Genomic DNA, 16,918 nt, shown 5'->3' on the forward strand with positions numbered 1-16,918 from the left:
TGGCGAGCGATGACGGGGCCGCTGGTCGTTTTCTGGAGCAGTTGGTGCGGGGCCGGTCGGCGGACAGAACGCAGCACCGACCGGCCCCGGGCTATGAGGCGATCCGGTCGGCGACGGCCGGCAGCGCGGCGATGTAGGCCTCGATCGCGGACTTGCGGACGTACACGAACGCGCCCTGCTTCACCGCCGGCAGCGCACCGGTCTTGGTGAGCTCGCGGAACGTCCGCTCCGAGATGTGGCCGAGGAGCTCCCGCGCTTCACGCGAGTTGAAGAGCCGCTCGGACCCGATCTCGTCTTTCATGTGCGCTGGGGTGTTCCCGCGTGTTTTCACGTGCATAGGAAGACGGTAGCGGATTCCTGCGCACGTGAACGCTCATACTTTCGGCTGATATTGGATCGGCCACGGAGGGGACCAAAATGGGGCTATGCACCCCCAGACACTCGTAAAGATCCACGAGCGCCCGGAGGCACCCCCGAACATGCATCCGCCCAGTGCGCGTGAACTCCCCATCGCGCTGGGATGGATTCCTGCGCAGCGGACATACCGTGCATCCGTGGCTACCGACCCCGCCGTGCGACTCGCCTCGTTCACCGCCTTCGTCAGGCGGGCGCTCGACCATGCCAAGACACAGCGGCAGTGGAGCGTCGAGGACGTCGCCGAAGCCGCCGGGATCAGCGCAAACACGATCTACACGTGGCGCTCCGGCAAGTCGAAGCAGTTCCCCCAGGGCGTAAACGTCGAGGCCTTCTGTGACGCCCTGGGAATCAAGCCCGGCGTGGCGTTCGACCTGCTGTGGCCAGGACGCGATGACCGGCCCACCGAGGCGATCCCGCTCGGCCCCGACGACGATCTGCTGATCCTCGCGCGCCGGCTCGCGGACCCGAACGTCCCTCCACAAGAGAAGTTCCTCATTAGAGAGACGATTCGCGGTTTGGCCGCTCGGGCAGCAGAAACGGCCGATGCGCCTACTGACGCCCCGAAGCGTCGCGACGCATCCTAGAGATCGCTTACGCACGTTGCGAAAAGATCAAACGTGTGTACGATCTGACGCCTAGTTATCGGCCGTTCACGGATAGCTAGGAGTTTCGGCCGGGGTCCAGACGGCCGAAGCACATACGACCTCCTTCAATCCCGCGCTGAGGAGATTCCGTACCGATGCTTCATACCCTGGAACAGCAGCACACTGGACCCGAGCACATGTCCCGCCGTAACACCGTGGCGTCGCTACTCGGTGGCCTGGCCGCCATCGTCTGGATCGCGCCCCTGACCCTGCACGACAACCTGTCCGAGAGCCTGTTCCGCGTCATTGTCGCCCTAACCGCATCGCTATCTGTATGCGCGGTACTCGCCGGCGTGGAGCTTCGCGTCAGGTCCCACCTCGCTTGGTTCCGCGCTGAGTTCGACGCCCGGGACCGCCGCCAGCACGAGGAACTCCGCCAGCTGGTCGTCAACGGCCACGCCGCCATCAGACATCAGCTCAACGAGACAGTGATACAGCTCGGCCAGCGCATGGACCAGGTCGGTGTCCGCACCACCCAGGAGTACTTCAACTCCTACGCCGACGCAGTAACCGACGTTGCTGGCGGGCCGTCCGTGGTCGACGGTACGAGCACCAGCCGGATCCTGCGCGGCCAGCCCGCCGACAAGGTGATCCCGTTGCCGCGGCACCGGCCGGCCCGATCCCACATCCGCTGATGGGCCGCCGTGCACCGAACGGGTCGTCGTCGATCTACCAGGGCGCCGACGGCCTCTGGCACACCTGGGTCCATGCCGGCACCAAGGCGAACGGGTCGCCGGACCGAAAGCACATCAAGCGGTCCACCGCTGGCGAGGTCAAGGTAGCTGCGGAAAGTCTCCGGGACCGGATCGCCCGCGGCCAGGTCGTCGCCGGCAAGCCCGAGACGGTCGAGCAATGGCTCCTGCACTGGCTTGAGCACATCATCGAGCCGAACCGTGCCTACAAGACCCACGCCGGCTACCGCAGCCTCATCACCGTGCACGTCATCCCCGCCATCGGGCAGTGGCGGCTGGACGGCACCCGCAACCGGCTGGAGCCCGAGTACGTCGAGGCCATGTACACCAAGATGAAGGCCTCGGTGTCCGAGGCCTACGTCGCCCAGTGTCACCGGGTCCTGAAGCGCGCGTTCAAGGCGGCCGTCCGGCGTGGCCGGGCATCGCGGAACGTCTGCGAAATGATCGACCCGCCGCAGTGGCGCAGGAAACGGATCGCCGCTCATGAACTGGACGCCGCGCAGGCGATCCTCAACGCCGCGATGACCGACCAGCGGCCGGCCCGGTGGCTGCTCGGCATTCTCCTCGGCCTGCGCCAGGGCGAGGCGCTCGGTCTGCGCTGGCATCGACTGCACCTGGCTGCCGACCCGCCCTACCTTGCCGTGGAGAAGCAGATCCAGCGGCACACCTGGAAGCACGGCTGCGCCGACCCGGCGGCGTGCGTCGAGGAGCTGCGCGACACCCACGACAAACCGCTGTGCCGGCGGACGCCCTGCCCGCCCCGGTACGAGCACGGCTGCGCCGGCGGTGCCTGCGGCAAGACGATGGGGTGGCGCTGCCCCGACCGCCGGCAGGTGGCCGGCTGCTCCCGGCACCAGCGGGCCTGCCCGGCACCGCACCGGGCGGGCTGCACCGACCATGCCCGCTGGTGTCCGCAGCGCGCAGGTGGCGGCCTGGTCGAGCAGGACGTGAAGTCGGAGTCGGGGGAGCGGGAGATCCCGTTGCCGGCGCCGCTGCCGGAGGTGCTGCTGCGGGCCAGGGAGCAGCAGATCCAGTGGCTCGGCAGCCGCGGCCTCGATTGGGATCCGCAGGGTCTGGTGTTCATGACCGACACCCTGCGGCCGATCGACCCGAAGCGCGACCACGAGGCGTGGGAGAGGCTGCTCGATCGGGCGGGGGTCAAGGACTCGCGGCTGCACGCGGCCCGGCACGACGCGGCGACGTACATGATCGCGGCGGGGGTGGACATCAGCGTGGTGCAGGCGATCTTGGGGCACGCGAACATCTCGACGACGCGGGGGTACGTCGATGTCGCCCGAGAGGTGAAGCGTCAGGCTGTCGAGAAGATCGCGGCGTCGCTACTCGACGGACAGCTGACGGCGCTCCTCGGGGGGCCAAAAGAGCCGTCACGGAAGGTGCTTTCATAGTCACTCTGACGCCTACCGCAACCCTGTAGTGCAACCACAAAGGCCCCCGGTCACCCGGGGGCCTTTGCTATTTCCGCTGGACAGCAAAACGCCCACCGTGCGTTTCCGCAGGTGGGCGATGCTCAAAGCCCGGCGAGAGGCTTGAGTGGCCAGGGGCGGGGTCGAACCGCCGACCTTCCGATTTTCAGTCCGCGAGTGTTGCTATCGGTTGGAGCCGACCGGTGCAGAGTGCACACAAACGCCGAGCTCAGCATGGACTCGGGTCTTCATTGCCTGTCGTCTGATGGCGTTGAGCATCGTCGCCTGTGTGAGCAACTCGTGAGCTGCCGGCCGAGGTAGACCAGAGTGATCGGCGGTACCGAGGCCCTGGCCTCGCCATGTCATCTCCGCCGGGAGAGTGGCGGCTGAGCTGTGATGCTGCCACGGTCGGCGTAGCCTCCAGACCAGCGTAGCGAAAAGTGTCGTACCTATGTTCGATGATGGTTGTTGCCAGACATCACCCGGTGTCCGGAAACGCCCCTTTTCGTTAGCTAGATGACGGCGACTCCACGTGATATTGAAGTAGCTTCACGTAATTTCGCTGTCGATCAACTTGGAGCTACACCGATGATGTTCCAGCTTCCGCCATTTGCGCGGGATAGTCGGGCCAACACCTTGAAGGTGTACGAGTTCGGGGGGGAGGTGGGCGATGTGCCGACTTGGATCGACTTGTGTGGTCCAGAGGAAGCTGTTAGGCAGATCGTGATGTCCTTCCCTCGCTCGGTTCGTCAGGTGGAGCTGCCGTCCAGTCGACGGCAGGACTGGACCCATCGCCTCCAGTTCATTTCGCCCATGCCTCCGGGATTCATGGGTCTGATTCGATTTCTGCAATCTTGGCTGACGCTAACCCAGACACCATATGTCGATTTCGCCATTGCTGGGGAGTGGTACAAGATTCCCGAGGACGGCGTTGATCCGTATCAATGGCGGAATACGGCGGCCGGCAATATGGTGAACCGCGGCAAGTATCGCGGTGATCCAAGCGCGGCAACCGAGCTCGGCGGGGCGCTTGCCGAGTTAATTAGTCGCCACCCGCTGTATGCTGCTGGCAGTTGCGTCGTTTCGGTTCCGGGCCACAAGGGTGACGGCAACAGCTTTGGCGAACAGGTTGCCGCCGTAGTGGCGGGATTTCGACAAATTCCGCTCATCCGGACGGGAAGTACGCTTGGTGCTAGAACATCTGCCAAGCAGTCGGGTTCGTCGTATCTCATGGGTACGATGGTGATGCCGTCAAGGATTAAAGGCACAGCCATCATCGTAGATGATGTTTATCAAAGCGGCGGGTCTATTCGCGCAACTGCATATGCGGCCCGCCATGCGGGCGCACAAATGGTTCTCGCTTTTGTCGGCGCACGAGCGATGAGGAATTGAGATGAACAGTCCGCGGTCACTTCCAGACGAATCGCTGACTCTAGCAGTTTCTGCGTTTGTTGATCCGCGGACGCCAGCACGTATCTTGGCCGTTCTTCGAGGTGAAGGCCGGGACGGGCTGAAAAAAAGGTTCTTGGCTCTTCAGAAATCGGACCGTGACGCCGTTATTGCCAAGGCCGAGGAACTATCGGGTAAGGGCATCTATGCCGTTATGTACGGGGACGAACGATACCCGAAACAACTAGGTTCCCTAGCCTCTTCAAGTCCTATCTTTTTCTGCTGGGGAAACGCTGACCTCTTCGCCGCTCCCAGCATTGGCATGTGCGGTTCGCGGAATGCTACCGAGGTAGGGCTCAAGGCTGCCGGCTTGTGCGGTGAAGAGGCGGCGGCCTTAGGGGTCGCCGTTGTGTCTGGGTACGCAAAGGGAGTGGATACGGAGACTCATTTGGCCGCGCTAAATAGCGGGGGCAAGACCGTCATTGTACTTCCTGAAGGTATAGACGGATTCAGGATTAAACGTGACTTCCCTAGGAACCTATTCCGCAAAGAGGATGTTCTAGTAGTGTCGCAGTTCGCACCGCGGCAGCCTTGGACGGCAGGAGCCGCCATGACGAGGAACAAGGTTATTTACGGCCTTGGATCTGCGTTAGTCGTGATCGAGGCGGGAGAGCGTGGCGGCACACTTGCGGCGGGGCAAGGTGCTCTCGCTAATGGGCGCTCGGTCTTGGTTCTAGATTTTGACGGATCAACGCCTGCGGGTAATCGAATCCTGCTCGACAAGGGCGGAATCCCAGTACCGAATCGTCGCAAATTGCGGGACGTTATTCGCGACCTTCCCCCGCCTCGCAACAGACCTTCAGCTAGCGAGCAGCTCGACTTGCTGGGTAAGTCATAGCTTGTCTGGCGTGACAACGGTGGTCGTACGCTTTCGAGGTCTGTGATCATCAGTCAGCGCAAGGCCGGCATCATGCTTGAGCTGGGCAAGAGGACTCCGCCGGTCGCTCGCGATCGTGCGCGAACGAGACCAGAAACTGAAACCACGCCCTCTTCGTCCCGAAAGAGGATCTTGAATCAGTACTGACCTGCTACTTCGGTCAACAGTGCAGGTCAAGCCGTCGGTGCACGTCGGTACACCGGGGCGGCTTGTGGCCTCGGTTGGCCCGCGTGCCCCAAGCCGTGCCCCAAGCCCCTCTGTGGGGTTTGCTGAGCATCGCCCGACGGGCCGGGCACCTCACGCCGGAAACGGGACCAATCGGCCATGGCCGAACGTACGCGAACGAAGCACAAACTGAGACGAAGCAACAAGATCACAACTCCCCCTGCGTAGTGGGGTCCCGCGAGCGGGGATGCAACAGCCGATCCACCGAAACTGTCGTACGGATGTTCTAGTGTGAACCCCATGCCGTCGCCGATCGCTGATCGCGGAGGAGTCGCAGACGTGACACTCTTTCGCGTGATGTTCATGCGCGGCGGCATGACGATGCTGGCCTATCCTGTATGGATGGTTGCTCGGAAGATCGTTTTCTATCGGTGGATGTCGGTAAACGGTCGCGCGCCGTTTGTGCCACACGAATCTGCCCAAAAAGTTGCTGACATGATCGCTTTGGACGACTACTCTGGTGTGCTTGAGGGCGACGACACCACAACGGCTCTTGAGGTCGTGAAGGTCGGCAGCGGGACAAACGCCAGCCACATCCGCCTTATGGCACTGCGCAACCCGGGCAATCGTCCTGCGCAGTGGGAGCTCGGGAATGGCTTGTCTTCACTCCAATTGCTCGACGATCAATATCCTGCCGACGTGACCAACGTAGCGATTTGGCCGAACGGTATCGCCGCGCAAGACCTGGCGAGAGATTCGCCGAGACTTGGTCGCCTCTCTCACTTCTTGCGGCACCGCGTCGCCGGGGCAGTGTCCTTCGAGCCACTCTTCAGGCCGGACATGTACGAGCGAATGATGAGGATGCGCGGCCGGCTGCGTTCCGTACACATCGCTATGACTAAGCCGGAATATCTCGACAAAGACCGAGGCGTCTTCGGTACCCTAGTGCCGGCCATTTGGGGTCCGAAGGCCCCCTCTATTAACATTCAATTGGGCGTCGGCAAGTATGGCCCAAAGGATCGTTACCTCGATGAGGAGACTGAGGAGACGATCTTCAATATTGCTGAACACGCAAGTGACTATGTTGACCGACTGATTGTTCGCGGACGAGATACTCAGACGAACAAGATCGAGAGAATTAGTCTCCTTAACGAGCGACTTCAAAAAGCAGTCGACATTCCCGAGGACGCTAAAGCGGCCGAGCTTCCGGCCGTTATGGAAGCATTCAAAGAAATAGAAATGGCATTCCGCGAGTTTGAAGTGCAGGGAGCGTTCGCTTCGGCGATTCAGGCACAAATGATGCACGGGTGACGGTTAGGAGGATGGCTTGCGAGTCGTGCAGTGGGTAGACCGGAACCTATGGGTGGTGCCGCCCGCGACCTTCTTGCTGGTGGAGGTCGTCCTTCTTATCTGGCTCAAGGTAGCGTCCAAGCCGTTCCTGCTCTCCTCGCTGACTCCCAGCCTCCGACAACCTGTATATGCATCGCTGACCGGAACCACTAGTGCCTTGCTCGGCTTCGTTATCGCGGCAGTAACAATCTTGGCGGCGTTCGGCCCCCGCGCCTTGAAGTCGGCAACGGCTCAGTCAGTAGAAAGGCGTGTCGCCGAAGCGCGTGGCCGGCTTGTGACCTCGCTGCTTGTTACTGCCATATTTCTGTTATTGATCCTTGTGGTGGCAACGCTTGGGATTGCAACGGATACAAGGAAGATCGGCAACCCGTTGGTCAATCTTCTTATTGTGGGCGGAGCTGCTGCGAGCCTACTGGGGTTTATCGTAAGTGGAGCTGGGCTAGCGTTGGCCGTACTAGAACGCAACCGAGGAACCGTCTGAAGAGTGCCGTATTTCCGAGTTGTCGCTGGTGCGCAACGACGAAGCCGATGCCCGCGAGATGCTGCAACGCATGCTCGATGCGGTACCACCGGAGCTGTCCAGCTGGGCGAGAATGTCCTCCACGCGTCCGCGCGAACGCCCAGGATAGTTGCGCCTTCTGCGGGTCCACCTTGGTTGCCGTTGGCGAGCCAGGGCGCGCCGTTACTGCTGGATCCGGCTACGTCGCCTCTAGCGCCAAGATCTCGGCGAGGTCCCCCATCGAGGTGACCACAGCGTCAGCGGTAGAGAAGGCGTCAACCTTCCATGATCGATTGGCGTAGCCGACAACGCGCACACCGGCCGCCCGGGCGGCCTCGATGTCCGTCAGCGAGTCGCCAACCAAGGTGCAGTTCGCATGCGGGGCGTCGAGGGACCGTACGGCGTCCAAGACTGGTCCGGGGTGCGGCTTCATCCTCGCCGGGTCCGCGTACGCCCTACCCACGATCGGCGCAACCAGACGCATGAGGCCGTGAGCGGCGAGGTAGGCCTCGATGGCCGGGGCTGAGTTGTTGCTGACGACTGCAACTGGCAGGCCACGCGCGTGCGCGTTGACAATCAACTCGTGTCCGAACGGGGTGGGCGCAGCGACCGCTACGGCGCGTAGCTCCGCCTCGCAGAGCGCATCCTCAACAGCGGCGACCACTTTTGGCGAGCACTGTTCGCCTGACCATCGCAGGACCTGCATCGGATCTGGCTCGTCCAGGACTTCCGTGGGTACCTCGATGTTGAGCCCTGCAAGGAGCATGACGAGTTGTGCCGCAACGCGGGGCGCCGGGTACCCGGCGAAGACGGAGCAGACGGGACCGTCAAAATCCATCAGGAGCGGGCCGGCGCTAATGAGCCGTGCGAGATCTGCCCTGTTCACGGGCGGTACTCGCGGGCAACGCTGTTCCAAACGGCATCGAACCAGACCTTGGAGGACTCGACGAACTGTGTGCCGTGTGATCCTTCGTCGTCATCCGCTGCGTAGTGGAACAAGGTCACGTCCTTGCCCATTGGGTCGAAGATCTCGACGGGTTTGCCGCTGACGGCTACCTCGCGCTTGACCACTGAGTAGTAGCCAAAGAACGCCTCCCGGCCGTTCAGCAGGTAGAGCTTGAAGGTCGGAGCGATGCTGTGCACCCTTGCTTCCACCGTTGCCGACTTCACTAGGCCGAGATCTCCCAGCTCCTCTACCTGATCGATGATTCCATCCGTCGAGCGCCGTGTGATCCGTTCTTGTCGTTTTCGTACGGCAGCGTCGTCGCCTCCGGTGGCTGCTAGGGCCGGCAGCGCCATCGGCACCGACATGTCAGAGATCAGCAGGCGCACAGCGATCGTCTCAGGTGCAAACTGGCCAGCCCGGACCCGGTCTAGAGCTTCGGCGATAGCGTCTCGCAGCGTCTCGCCGGCAAACCCGGCGAAATCGATCGTGACGTGGGGGTTCTCGAATGCGGCCTCGATCAGCGGTCGCAGCTCGACGGGGCGTTGTGTCTGCGCACGGACGAAAGCGCCGCTGCCCTGCCGGGTAACGATCAGCCGCTCGTTGCGCAGGATCTCAAGTGCTCGCCTGATGGTCTCTCTGGCAACGCCGTACCGGTTCGCCAGATCCGGTTGAGAAGGCAGCCTGTCACCCGGCGCGAGCTTCTGGGTCAGGATGGCCGCCCGCAGCTTGTTCGCGATCTGCTGCGAGGCCTGGCGTGGGTCGTCGGGATCCAGCCCACCAAGAAAGTCCGCGTTCGAGGTCACGCTTCCGACCATACCCCTGCCTAGACAAGTTAGAAAAGCTTCCGCCCAGGCCTTGACTTGCCTAGGCAGGGCGGCTTAGCGTCGGCTTATCGAAAAGATGCCTAGGCAAGCAAGGCAGATTATCGGCAGGCCGCGTGACCGAGCAGCGGCGGGGCGGCTCCGGCTGCGTCGTACGACTCGCGACCGCTGTGCGCTTGTTCCGTGAGAACTCCACAGAGGCAGCGTTGACCGGCTGTACAGCGATCGGTCAGGCGTTCTACCCGGTCCGTTGGGAAACGGCATGCGGGCGGCGCCAGCACCACAGCGACACGACTGGTCGTGAGCAGTAGTACCTCGCATTGAGCCGCATGGCGGCCGACCTCGGTAGATCCCGGGTGAGCGAGGCGAGCGAGATCCGACCGTCTGTCGCTGCTCGGCCCAGCGCCGTCCGCGCGGCGAGCCGCGCCCGGGATCGGGCGCGCCGCCGCGGGATGCCTCTCTTGCACTTCCTATCGAGCCAGGAGGCGTGATCGCCATGGCTTCTCTCGCTTCGATTGTCCGCATCACTGCCCGGCAGCGCGCCGTGTGGCGCAGCTGTGTCGGCTGCACCGACCTGGCGCCGCTAGCGCCCGACGAGACCCACTGCCAGCCCTGCAAATCCGCGCCCGCAACCCGTCCGGCGCGCCGCCGGCTGGAGCGGGCCGCATGAAGACTGGAAGGACCCATAGACCCATGCCGAACCGCTCCCGGCCCGACGAACCGACAGCCGCCGAACTGGCCGCGATCGAGACCGAGCAAGCCCTGATCGACGCGGAGCTGTCCTGGCTGGATGCCGAGATCACACTGTTGACCGCTAACGACCGCGGCGGCCGGAATCCTCTGGACTGGCAGCGGCTGCGTCGTGCTGAGACCCGCGTCATCCGCGAGACCCTCGCCTACGTCGCCGCCCGCACCGACCCGGCTTCGCGGCTCGCCGCCTGATGAGCCGCGTCCGTGCCGCCTTCCATGATCCGGACGGCGCCCGGTACGGCATCCCTACTTTCTGGTGGCGCGGTGCTCCATCGGGCTACGCCACCCGCCGGCAGCTTCGTGACCGCGGCCTGCGTCCCGCCGGCCAGCCGGTCGCCGCGCAGATTCTTTGGCAGGGCGTCGGTGGCACTCGTGCCGCGTACCTCTACCGGCTCGATCTGGCCCGGCCGAAGCGCACCGCCACGGCCGCGCAGTTGCGCGCTGTCGCCGCGGCGTTGGTGGCCCGGCGGACCTGCAAGTCCTGCCACCAGGTGCGGCCCTACTACATCCCGCGCTCGCTCGGCGAGTGCTTGACCTGCGCATCCCTGGAGGCTGCCGCATGACCGCACCGACCCTCGCGCCCAGCGCCTACCCGCCGGGCATCGACGACCTGATCCCGCAGGCCCGCGACCTCGCCGCCGAGCTGGGTGAGATCCCGTCGCAGAACCGGCTCCGAAAGGCGCTCAAGGTGGGCGCACCGAAAGCCCGTGCCGTGCTCGCCGCGCTCACCGCGCCGCCCGTGATCGAGCCCGCGCCGGAACCAGTCGTGGACGGGCCGGACGCAATGCCCCTGCCGGCAGACCCGCCGGTAGACCCAGTTCCGGACGCCAGGACCACGACGGCGCCACCGACCGCTGAGGTACCACCGACCGTGGAGCCGCTCGCAGCGTCGCCGCAGCTCCCTCCCGTCGCAGACCCGGACCCGGCCGCCGCGCCCGCCCCGGTATCCGCGGAGCCCGTACCCGCCCCGGTACCCACGGAGCCCGTACCGGCCGCGGTCAAGACGCGGCGGCCGGTGGTGTGGCCGGTGCTGATCCTGTGCCTGCCGGCCTTCGTCGCGATCTGGGCCGGGTGGGTTGAGATGGGCAGGCTCACCGGGTTCGGCAAGGTCGCCCTGCTGCCCGGTATCGCCGATCAGGTCGTACTGGATACCGCGATCACGTTGCCGATCGGGGTCGAGACGTACGCCGCGTACGCGTTGTGGGCGTGGCTGTCCGGCCGCGCACCGCAGCAGGCCCGCCGGTTCGCGAAGTGGTCCGCGATCGCCTCCCTGGCCGTCGGCGCGCTGGGGCAGATCGCCTATCACCTGATGGCCGCCGCCGGCTGGTCCACGGCACCGTGGCTGATCACCGCTGTCGTGTCGTGCATCCCGGTCGCGGTGCTCGGCATGGGTGCCGCGCTCGCGCACCTGATGCACAGCGGCCGTTCCTGAATTCGCCCGGCGGCACGGCTCCTACCGCCAAGCAAGCGCCGTGCCGCCGGTCACCCCCTCGAACCGCAAGACCCAAGGAGTGACGGACAGTATGTCGCAACGTCAGCTCGACACCCAGCGTGCCGAGGTCATCGACCGCAACCGTCAGCAGCGCCTCGCGACGCAGGCCGAGGCCCAGCGCCTGGCCGACGCGCGCCGCACTGCTCAGGAAGCCGCACACGCCGCCGAGCAGGTCCGCTGATGGCCACCACCACCACCGCGGCTACGCCGCCGCCCACCACACCGCCGCCGGTGTCATTGGCGCATCGCCTCGCCTCGCGAGAGGACCAGCGACTCGTGTTGCACCGCGAGGCCGCCGAACGCCTGCGGCGCAAGGCTTCCTGACCCCGATCCGCGCCCGTATCGCCGGTCGCCGCGACGACGCCGCGGCCGGCCTCACCCCGCGTACCTGTCCGTAAGACACCCGATCGGAGAGCACCTGCTGATGAAGACCCTCGAACCCGAGCAGTGGCGTGTCCTGGGCCGCCTGATCTCGCTGTGCGGCGAACGGGTACGGCTGCACGACATGCTCAAGTCGCAGGACGTCAGCGCCGAGGCGGTGACCGGTCTGGCCGAGCGTGGCCTGATCGTCGCCAAGCTCCGCGGTGAGCAGATCGATCTCACGCCGGGGCTGATCAAGACCTACCGGCGGCAGATGTTTCTGCACCTGTCCAAGGCTGGCGAGAGCTACTACTGGCACGACCCGCACCGGGTGCTGCGCTCCCTCGGAAAGGCCCGGCACGGCCTGAGCCTTACCTACGTGCTCGGCATGATCCTGTTCGACGACGTGACCGGGCTGGCCCGCGAGGGCCTGATCCACGCGCTGACCGAGCACGACACCGTCGACCTCGCCAGCGCACGTCAGCGGTGGGCCGGGAGCGCCAAGGTGGTCCTGCCCGGCGGTGCGGAGCTGTGGACCAACGCCGTGATCGTCCGGACCACCCGGACCGGTCAGCTCTTCTGCGAACGCTGACGCTCTCCCTGGCCGCGCCGCTGCGTGGCCTCCGCACGGCGCCGGAACGGGGTCGGCAAGCCGCGTTCCGGCGCCATGCATCCCTTATGCCGCAACACGTTCGACGGGAGAAAGCCCGTGTTGAGTTTCATGAGGCGTCAGCGCAGCCTGCTCCGTGCGGAGCAGTGGCGTGCGTTCGGGGCCATCCCCTACAACCACCGTGCCGGCCGGCTGTCGGTGCATCAGATCATGCAGCAGCAGGACGTCGACTTCGACGCCTTGGCCGAGCTGGCCGACCGCGGTTTCGTCGTCGCCAAGCTCGGCGGCCGGGTCCGGGAGTTGCGACGGCTGGCCAAGGCCGACCCGCACCGGGTGTTCCTGACGCTGTCCGGGCGTGGCCTGTCCCGCCGGTTCAACGACCCGTTGTGGATCACGTTGATGGTGCTCGGCCCGACGCACGCGGAAACGCTGGAGCGGCTGCTGGACGCCGACATCGACGTCGAGTTCCTGCGCGGCCTGCAAACCCGGGGACTCATCACCGCCGCGGCCTACGGCACCCGGCCGGTCGTCCTGGACGACGTGCGGATCCGCCGCTACGACGGCGTCTTGTGGGCCGAACCGCCGGCCGGGCCGATCGTGCGGGCCGGGTTCATCCATGTCCGGCTGACCCGCCTCGGTCTCACCTACTGCACCCGCTGACCTGCGAGAACGGAGACAATCCCTGATGGCTGACCGCCCTCGCCTGATCCCGAATCAGGACATCAAAACCGATGAGGACCTGCTGCAGCTGCTCGAAGGGCTGCGCAAGGTCGGCATCGCCGGACACGACGAACTCGATGAACTGGCCGGGATGATCCGGATGAAGATCGAACGCTACGGCCGGCGTAACGGCCTGTCCCGGCTGCGGGCGAAGTTCTGGGGCCGGCAGGTCGCCCGTCCGCTGGTCAAGTCCGCCGACGAACTCCTGGCCGTCGCCGCGTATGCGCGGGTGTGCAAGAACCGGTTCGAGGCGTTCATCGTCGCCATCGACGAAGAGCACCAGGGCGCCTCCGATTTCACCGTCACCTCCCGCGACCACCGCAACGGTCAGAGGGCCGCCTGATGGCCCGCCAGACCCGCCGCACCAGCGGCTACGCAGACGCGGCCCGCGGCGCCTCGTACGAGGTCAAGGGCAACCCGCTGCCGTATCTTGTGCCGCCGGGCGCGGCGATCGGCAACCTGATCCTGTCCGGGATCCTGTCGCGGATCTGGGGCGCCTACGCCCAGCCGACCGTGTGGGAGGTCGCCTGGCGCTCCGGGCTGATCCTGGCCTGCTCCGCGGTCATCGTCTGGGGCACCTGGGGTGTCGGCCGCGCCCGGAAACTGGAGCTGCGGGTGGCGTCGATGCTGATGTCCGCCTGCTCGTGCGCCGGGCTGTTCGTGCTGACGTTCCGCGGGTGGTCGTTCGACGCGGTGATGGTCTACCTGCTCGTGATGGCCGCCACGTGCGTCCTGCTCGCGGTGACCAAGCTGCTCCGCGGGGACGGCACTGACGCCCGGGCGACGGTGTTCGGGGAGCTCGGTGAGAAGGTCCGCGAGTTGCAGGAGATCGGCAAGACCGGCCGGCCCAAGCAGATCGACGGCCGGATCGTCACCCACACCGAGATGGAACCCGGCTCCGACTTCGGCGCCCTCGCCAAACCCGAAGTCCGCACCGCGATCGCCTCAGCGCTAGACGTGCCGGTCGGTGGGGTGCGGATGATCCGCGACCGGAACACCCCACGGACCGGGCGGATGGAGGTGTCCCCGGTGGACATGCTCGAACACCCGCCCGCCTGGCCCGGCCTGTCCGCCCCCGGCGGCTCGATCGGGGACCCGATCCGGGTGGCGGTCTACCAGACCGGCTCCGTCGTCCCCCTGGTCCTGCCGGGCGACTCCCGGGAGGGCAGGAACGCGATCGGGGTGCTGATCCTGCTCGGCCAAGCCGGCTCCGGCAAGACCGAGCTGCAGCTCACCCTCGCCGCCGAGGCCCGCTCCCGCACCGACGCCGAAGTCGTCTACATCGACGGCCGCAAAGGCCTCCAGCTGCCCGCGGAGTTCCGCAACGCCCTGCACGTGTTCATCCACGACCCAGCCGAGGGCGAGCGCTACCTGGACGGCCTGGTCACCGAGGTCGCCAAGCGGGCCGGGCAGATCGGCGGGCACGGCCACGAACAGTGGACCGCCGGCTGCCAGCGGTGCCCGAAGTTCCGCGTCGTCATCGTCGATGAGGCGTCCAAGTTCATCGAGGCCGAGGACACCCTGGTGGAGCTGGCCGAGTCGATCCGCTCGGTCGGGATCTTCCTGCTGCTCGGCATCCAGCGCGCCACCGGTGACCGGCTGCCGACCTCGGTGCGCTCCACCATCGGCGGGGTGATCTGCATGGGCGTCCGCGACATCGGCGAGGGCGCCCGCGTCCTGTCCGAGGAGACCATCGAGGCCGGCGCGGATCCCGGGTGGAAGAACCGCAAGCCCGGCGCCCTGTATGCCGAGCTGCCTGGTACCGACCCCGACGACTGGTCCCTGCCCGGCCGCACCTACCGCCCCGACCGCGACGCGGTCATCGGGGAGCTGCTCGCCTACCTGACCACCACCGGCCAGCCCGTCACCACCCCGGGCGCACTGGCCACCGTCCAGCCCGCGGCGGCAGCTCCGCAGCCGGTCGACGACGACGATGACCCGGACGCCGACAACGACCCCGAGTTGGTGCCGCCGCCGATCGACCCGGACTGCCCACCCGATGAAGACCCGTACCAGCCGATCGAGGTCCCGCAACGACGCCGGATCTCCCTCGACCTCCCATCGGAGAACGGCCGGGAGTACAGCCCCGGCGAGGTCCGGGCAATGTTCCGCAAGGCCATCCTGACCGCGCAGTCCAACGGCGTGCGCACCGTGCGGCCGTACAACTTCGCCCCGATCGTCGGCATCGTCGGCGAGGAAGGACTCAAGCCCCCGACCATCTCCAAGATCCTCAAAGAGTTCTGCACCGGGCCGGAGCCGCTGCTGCGCCGCTCCGACGACAGGGGCGTCTACGAGATCGTCACGGATCAGCCGGAGCCCGCATACGCGGGCACTGCCGCCTAGCCCGCTGCCGCGCGGGGCGCCCACCCGGCCGTGGGTGCGCGCCCCGCGGGCGCCCTCATGTTCTACGCAGTGTCACATTCGCGGGTGCGTTTCACGCACTTCACGCACTTCACGCACCCGCTCGAAACCCGGATTTACGCGTGCGCGTGCGCGCGCCCGCGCGCGAAACCGTGAAATCCGTGAAGTCCGTGAAGCTCTACACACAGTAAGGGTCCACTATGTCCTTTTATCGATCCGTCAGACGGGGTGCCGCCTTCGAAACCGGCCGCCGGCTCTGGGTCTGGTTCCTCGCCTTCGAGATCATCCGGCGGGTTCTGCCGTTCGTGGTGATCCTGGCCGCGCTGGGCGTCTCGGTCTGGTTCGCGATCCGCTCGGCGGGGTGGTGGCTGCCCCGGCTCGCCGGACTCGCCACCGTGGCGGTCCTGCTCGGTGTCGCCGTGTGGCTGTATCGCCGCTACCGGTGGGAAATCCGCGCCGGGCTACCCCGCACCGCCCTCGCCGCGATCGTGCTGGGCATGGCCGGTCTGGCCGGTGCCGCGGTGTGGTGGCTGCGGTGAGCCCCGTGCGGCCGCGGCTGCTGGACCTGTGCTGCTGCCAGGGCGGCGCCTCGGCCGGCTACACCGCCGCCGGGTTCGACGTCACCGGCGTCGACATCAATCCTCAGCCGCGGTACCCGTACCGGTTCATCCAGGCCGACGCGATCGACTACCTGCGCGAGCTGATCCGCACCCGCGAAATCCTCACCTACGACGTCCTGGCCGGGTCACCGCCGTGCCAGCTGCACACCAAGGCCTGGAAGATCCGCAAGAACGATCACCCAGACCTGATCGCCCCGATGCGCAGGCTGTTCATCGCCTCCGGCCTCCCGTATGTGATCGAGAACGTCCCCGGCGCCCCCCTTCAGAATCCGATCGAGCTGTGCGGGGCCATGTTCGGCCTGCACACCTACCGCCACCGCCTGTTCGAGTCCAACATGCCGCTGACGGCACCGCAGCACGACTACCGCGACGGCCCCGTGGTCAAGATGGGCCGACCGCTACGCGACGGCAACTGGTACCACGCGGTCGGCAACTTCTCCAACGTGCCCTACGTGCGCCGCGACCTCGGCTTGGCCTGGATGAACCGCGACGGGCTACGCGAATCCATCCCGCCCGCCTACGCCCAGCACATCGGCGCGCAAGCCCTGCACTACCTCGCCACCCTCAACCGCAGTCAGAACACCCCACAGGCCGCATGATGAGCGGCTCCGCCGCACCCACCACCACGAGCCGCTGCGCGGCCGGCTGCGGCACCCCGCTGCATCCCGCAGCCGCGGTCGGTGGCTACAACCGGCACCCCGGCTGCGAGCCCGGCCCGGCC

21 protein-coding genes are annotated in these 16,918 nt (G+C 66.1%); 18 read left to right on the forward strand and 3 right to left on the reverse strand.

The genetic code is table 11. The features are described from left to right. Positions 1 to 91: 91 nt before the first annotated feature. A complete protein-coding gene (locus ACIBQZ_RS38885) occupies positions 92 to 301 on the reverse strand; it encodes a helix-turn-helix domain-containing protein (RefSeq protein ID WP_396093946.1) in 210 nt (69 codons plus the stop codon). A gap of 253 nt (positions 302 to 554) precedes the next feature. Here ACIBQZ_RS38885 and ACIBQZ_RS38890 point away from each other — a divergent pair, with 253 nt between their 5' ends. From ACIBQZ_RS38890 to ACIBQZ_RS38920, 7 genes are all read left to right on the forward strand, one after another. Beyond that, complete coding sequence (locus tag ACIBQZ_RS38890) at positions 555 to 1,001, forward strand: helix-turn-helix domain-containing protein (RefSeq protein ID WP_396093948.1); 447 nt, start codon at positions 555 to 557, stop codon at positions 999 to 1,001. Positions 1,002 to 1,156: 155 nt separating this feature from the next. Then, complete coding sequence (locus tag ACIBQZ_RS38895; RefSeq protein WP_396093949.1) at positions 1,157 to 1,696, forward strand: hypothetical protein; 540 nt, start codon at positions 1,157 to 1,159, stop codon at positions 1,694 to 1,696. After that, positions 1,696 to 3,159: a tyrosine-type recombinase/integrase gene (locus ACIBQZ_RS38900; RefSeq protein ID WP_396093950.1), complete on the forward strand. Its 1,464-nt coding sequence runs from the start codon at positions 1,696 to 1,698 to the stop codon at positions 3,157 to 3,159. The genes ACIBQZ_RS38895 and ACIBQZ_RS38900 overlap by 1 nt, the downstream gene beginning before the upstream one ends. A 534-nt stretch (positions 3,160 to 3,693) precedes the next feature. Continuing rightward, complete coding sequence (locus ACIBQZ_RS38905) at positions 3,694 to 4,569, forward strand: hypothetical protein (RefSeq protein WP_396093951.1); 876 nt, start codon at positions 3,694 to 3,696, stop codon at positions 4,567 to 4,569. Between the two features lies 1 nt (position 4,570). Then, positions 4,571 to 5,464 carry a DNA-processing protein DprA gene (locus tag ACIBQZ_RS38910; protein WP_396093952.1) on the forward strand — a complete coding sequence of 298 codons (894 nt, stop codon included), beginning with the start codon at positions 4,571 to 4,573 and terminating at the stop codon, positions 5,462 to 5,464. A gap of 543 nt (positions 5,465 to 6,007) precedes the next feature. Beyond that, the gene (locus ACIBQZ_RS38915; protein WP_396093953.1) at positions 6,008 to 6,979 is read left to right on the forward strand and encodes a hypothetical protein; all 972 of its coding nucleotides are present in this window, start codon (positions 6,008 to 6,010) and stop codon (positions 6,977 to 6,979) included. A gap of 16 nt (positions 6,980 to 6,995) precedes the next feature. Continuing rightward, positions 6,996 to 7,499 carry a hypothetical protein gene (locus ACIBQZ_RS38920; protein WP_396093954.1) on the forward strand — a complete coding sequence of 168 codons (504 nt, stop codon included), beginning with the start codon at positions 6,996 to 6,998 and terminating at the stop codon, positions 7,497 to 7,499. 217 nt (positions 7,500 to 7,716) lie between these two features. Here the strand turns inward: ACIBQZ_RS38920 and ACIBQZ_RS38925 are convergent, their stop codons facing one another. After that, positions 7,717 to 8,355 carry an HAD family hydrolase gene (locus ACIBQZ_RS38925; RefSeq protein ID WP_396093984.1) on the reverse strand — a complete coding sequence of 213 codons (639 nt, stop codon included), beginning with the start codon at positions 8,353 to 8,355 and terminating at the stop codon, positions 7,717 to 7,719. A gap of 44 nt (positions 8,356 to 8,399) precedes the next feature. After that, entirely contained in the window at positions 8,400 to 9,278 is an 879-nt protein-coding gene (locus ACIBQZ_RS38930) for a winged helix-turn-helix domain-containing protein (protein WP_396093956.1), read from the reverse strand. A gap of 699 nt (positions 9,279 to 9,977) precedes the next feature. Between ACIBQZ_RS38930 and ACIBQZ_RS38935 the strand changes: the two genes are divergently transcribed. The 11 genes from ACIBQZ_RS38935 (at position 9,978) to ACIBQZ_RS38985 (ending at position 16,796) form a co-directional block, all read left to right on the forward strand. After that, positions 9,978 to 10,226: a DUF6284 family protein gene (locus ACIBQZ_RS38935; protein ID WP_396093957.1), complete on the forward strand. Its 249-nt coding sequence runs from the start codon at positions 9,978 to 9,980 to the stop codon at positions 10,224 to 10,226. Further along, on the forward strand, positions 10,226 to 10,597 hold the full coding sequence (locus ACIBQZ_RS38940; RefSeq protein ID WP_396093958.1) for an RRQRL motif-containing zinc-binding protein: 372 nt from the start codon (positions 10,226 to 10,228) through the stop codon (positions 10,595 to 10,597). Before ACIBQZ_RS38935 ends, ACIBQZ_RS38940 begins: the two co-directional genes overlap by 1 nt. Continuing rightward, positions 10,594 to 11,466, forward strand: a complete 873-nt coding sequence (locus tag ACIBQZ_RS38945; protein WP_396093959.1) for an ABC transporter permease — start codon at positions 10,594 to 10,596, stop codon at positions 11,464 to 11,466. The genes ACIBQZ_RS38940 and ACIBQZ_RS38945 overlap by 4 nt, the downstream gene beginning before the upstream one ends. Positions 11,467 to 11,557: 91 nt before the next feature. After that, on the forward strand, positions 11,558 to 11,707 hold the full coding sequence (locus ACIBQZ_RS38950; protein WP_396093960.1) for a hypothetical protein: 150 nt from the start codon (positions 11,558 to 11,560) through the stop codon (positions 11,705 to 11,707). Continuing rightward, a complete protein-coding gene (locus ACIBQZ_RS38955) occupies positions 11,707 to 11,850 on the forward strand; it encodes a hypothetical protein (RefSeq protein WP_396093961.1) in 144 nt (47 codons plus the stop codon). Before ACIBQZ_RS38950 ends, ACIBQZ_RS38955 begins: the two co-directional genes overlap by 1 nt. A 100-nt stretch (positions 11,851 to 11,950) precedes the next feature. Then, on the forward strand, positions 11,951 to 12,478 hold the full coding sequence (locus tag ACIBQZ_RS38960) for a hypothetical protein (protein ID WP_396093962.1): 528 nt from the start codon (positions 11,951 to 11,953) through the stop codon (positions 12,476 to 12,478). 129 nt (positions 12,479 to 12,607) lie between these two features. Further along, on the forward strand, positions 12,608 to 13,156 hold the full coding sequence (locus ACIBQZ_RS38965; protein WP_396093963.1) for a hypothetical protein: 549 nt from the start codon (positions 12,608 to 12,610) through the stop codon (positions 13,154 to 13,156). A gap of 25 nt (positions 13,157 to 13,181) precedes the next feature. Then, the gene (locus ACIBQZ_RS38970) at positions 13,182 to 13,559 is read left to right on the forward strand and encodes a hypothetical protein (RefSeq protein ID WP_396093964.1); all 378 of its coding nucleotides are present in this window, start codon (positions 13,182 to 13,184) and stop codon (positions 13,557 to 13,559) included. After that, positions 13,559 to 15,559: a hypothetical protein gene (locus ACIBQZ_RS38975; RefSeq protein ID WP_396093965.1), complete on the forward strand. Its 2,001-nt coding sequence runs from the start codon at positions 13,559 to 13,561 to the stop codon at positions 15,557 to 15,559. Before ACIBQZ_RS38970 ends, ACIBQZ_RS38975 begins: the two co-directional genes overlap by 1 nt. A 218-nt stretch (positions 15,560 to 15,777) precedes the next feature. Continuing rightward, on the forward strand, positions 15,778 to 16,116 hold the full coding sequence (locus ACIBQZ_RS38980) for a hypothetical protein (protein WP_396093966.1): 339 nt from the start codon (positions 15,778 to 15,780) through the stop codon (positions 16,114 to 16,116). Then, positions 16,113 to 16,796 carry a hypothetical protein gene (locus tag ACIBQZ_RS38985; protein WP_396093967.1) on the forward strand — a complete coding sequence of 228 codons (684 nt, stop codon included), beginning with the start codon at positions 16,113 to 16,115 and terminating at the stop codon, positions 16,794 to 16,796. The genes ACIBQZ_RS38980 and ACIBQZ_RS38985 overlap by 4 nt, the downstream gene beginning before the upstream one ends. The last annotated feature ends 122 nt before the right edge of the window (positions 16,797 to 16,918 follow it).

Source organism: Actinoplanes sp. NPDC049599 (genome assembly GCF_044465625.1).
Taxonomy (GTDB): Bacteria; Actinomycetota; Actinomycetes; order Mycobacteriales; family Micromonosporaceae; genus Actinoplanes.

What these genes read in the sequence shown, in the direction of transcription:
- ACIBQZ_RS38885 (WP_396093946.1), bottom strand. Translation starts at nt 301, where the DNA reads ATGAAAGACGAGATCGGGTCCGAGCGGCTCTTCAACTCGCGTGAAGCG.
- ACIBQZ_RS38895 (WP_396093949.1), top strand. Translation starts at nt 1,157, where the DNA reads ATGCTTCATACCCTGGAACAGCAGCACACTGGACCCGAGCACATGTCC.
- ACIBQZ_RS38900 (WP_396093950.1), top strand. Translation starts at nt 1,696, where the DNA reads ATGGGCCGCCGTGCACCGAACGGGTCGTCGTCGATCTACCAGGGCGCC.
- ACIBQZ_RS38905 (WP_396093951.1), top strand. Translation starts at nt 3,694, where the DNA reads ATGACGGCGACTCCACGTGATATTGAAGTAGCTTCACGTAATTTCGCT.
- ACIBQZ_RS38910 (WP_396093952.1), top strand. Translation starts at nt 4,571, where the DNA reads ATGAACAGTCCGCGGTCACTTCCAGACGAATCGCTGACTCTAGCAGTT.
- ACIBQZ_RS38925 (WP_396093984.1), bottom strand. Translation starts at nt 8,355, where the DNA reads ATGGATTTTGACGGTCCCGTCTGCTCCGTCTTCGCCGGGTACCCGGCG.
- ACIBQZ_RS38930 (WP_396093956.1), bottom strand. Translation starts at nt 9,278, where the DNA reads ATGGTCGGAAGCGTGACCTCGAACGCGGACTTTCTTGGTGGGCTGGAT.
- ACIBQZ_RS38935 (WP_396093957.1), top strand. Translation starts at nt 9,978, where the DNA reads ATGCCGAACCGCTCCCGGCCCGACGAACCGACAGCCGCCGAACTGGCC.
- ACIBQZ_RS38940 (WP_396093958.1), top strand. Translation starts at nt 10,226, where the DNA reads ATGAGCCGCGTCCGTGCCGCCTTCCATGATCCGGACGGCGCCCGGTAC.
- ACIBQZ_RS38945 (WP_396093959.1), top strand. Translation starts at nt 10,594, where the DNA reads ATGACCGCACCGACCCTCGCGCCCAGCGCCTACCCGCCGGGCATCGAC.
- ACIBQZ_RS38950 (WP_396093960.1), top strand. Translation starts at nt 11,558, where the DNA reads ATGTCGCAACGTCAGCTCGACACCCAGCGTGCCGAGGTCATCGACCGC.
- ACIBQZ_RS38955 (WP_396093961.1), top strand. Translation starts at nt 11,707, where the DNA reads ATGGCCACCACCACCACCGCGGCTACGCCGCCGCCCACCACACCGCCG.
- ACIBQZ_RS38960 (WP_396093962.1), top strand. Translation starts at nt 11,951, where the DNA reads ATGAAGACCCTCGAACCCGAGCAGTGGCGTGTCCTGGGCCGCCTGATC.
- ACIBQZ_RS38965 (WP_396093963.1), top strand. Translation starts at nt 12,608, where the DNA reads ATGAGGCGTCAGCGCAGCCTGCTCCGTGCGGAGCAGTGGCGTGCGTTC.
- ACIBQZ_RS38970 (WP_396093964.1), top strand. Translation starts at nt 13,182, where the DNA reads ATGGCTGACCGCCCTCGCCTGATCCCGAATCAGGACATCAAAACCGAT.
- ACIBQZ_RS38975 (WP_396093965.1), top strand. Translation starts at nt 13,559, where the DNA reads ATGGCCCGCCAGACCCGCCGCACCAGCGGCTACGCAGACGCGGCCCGC.
- ACIBQZ_RS38980 (WP_396093966.1), top strand. Translation starts at nt 15,778, where the DNA reads ATGTCCTTTTATCGATCCGTCAGACGGGGTGCCGCCTTCGAAACCGGC.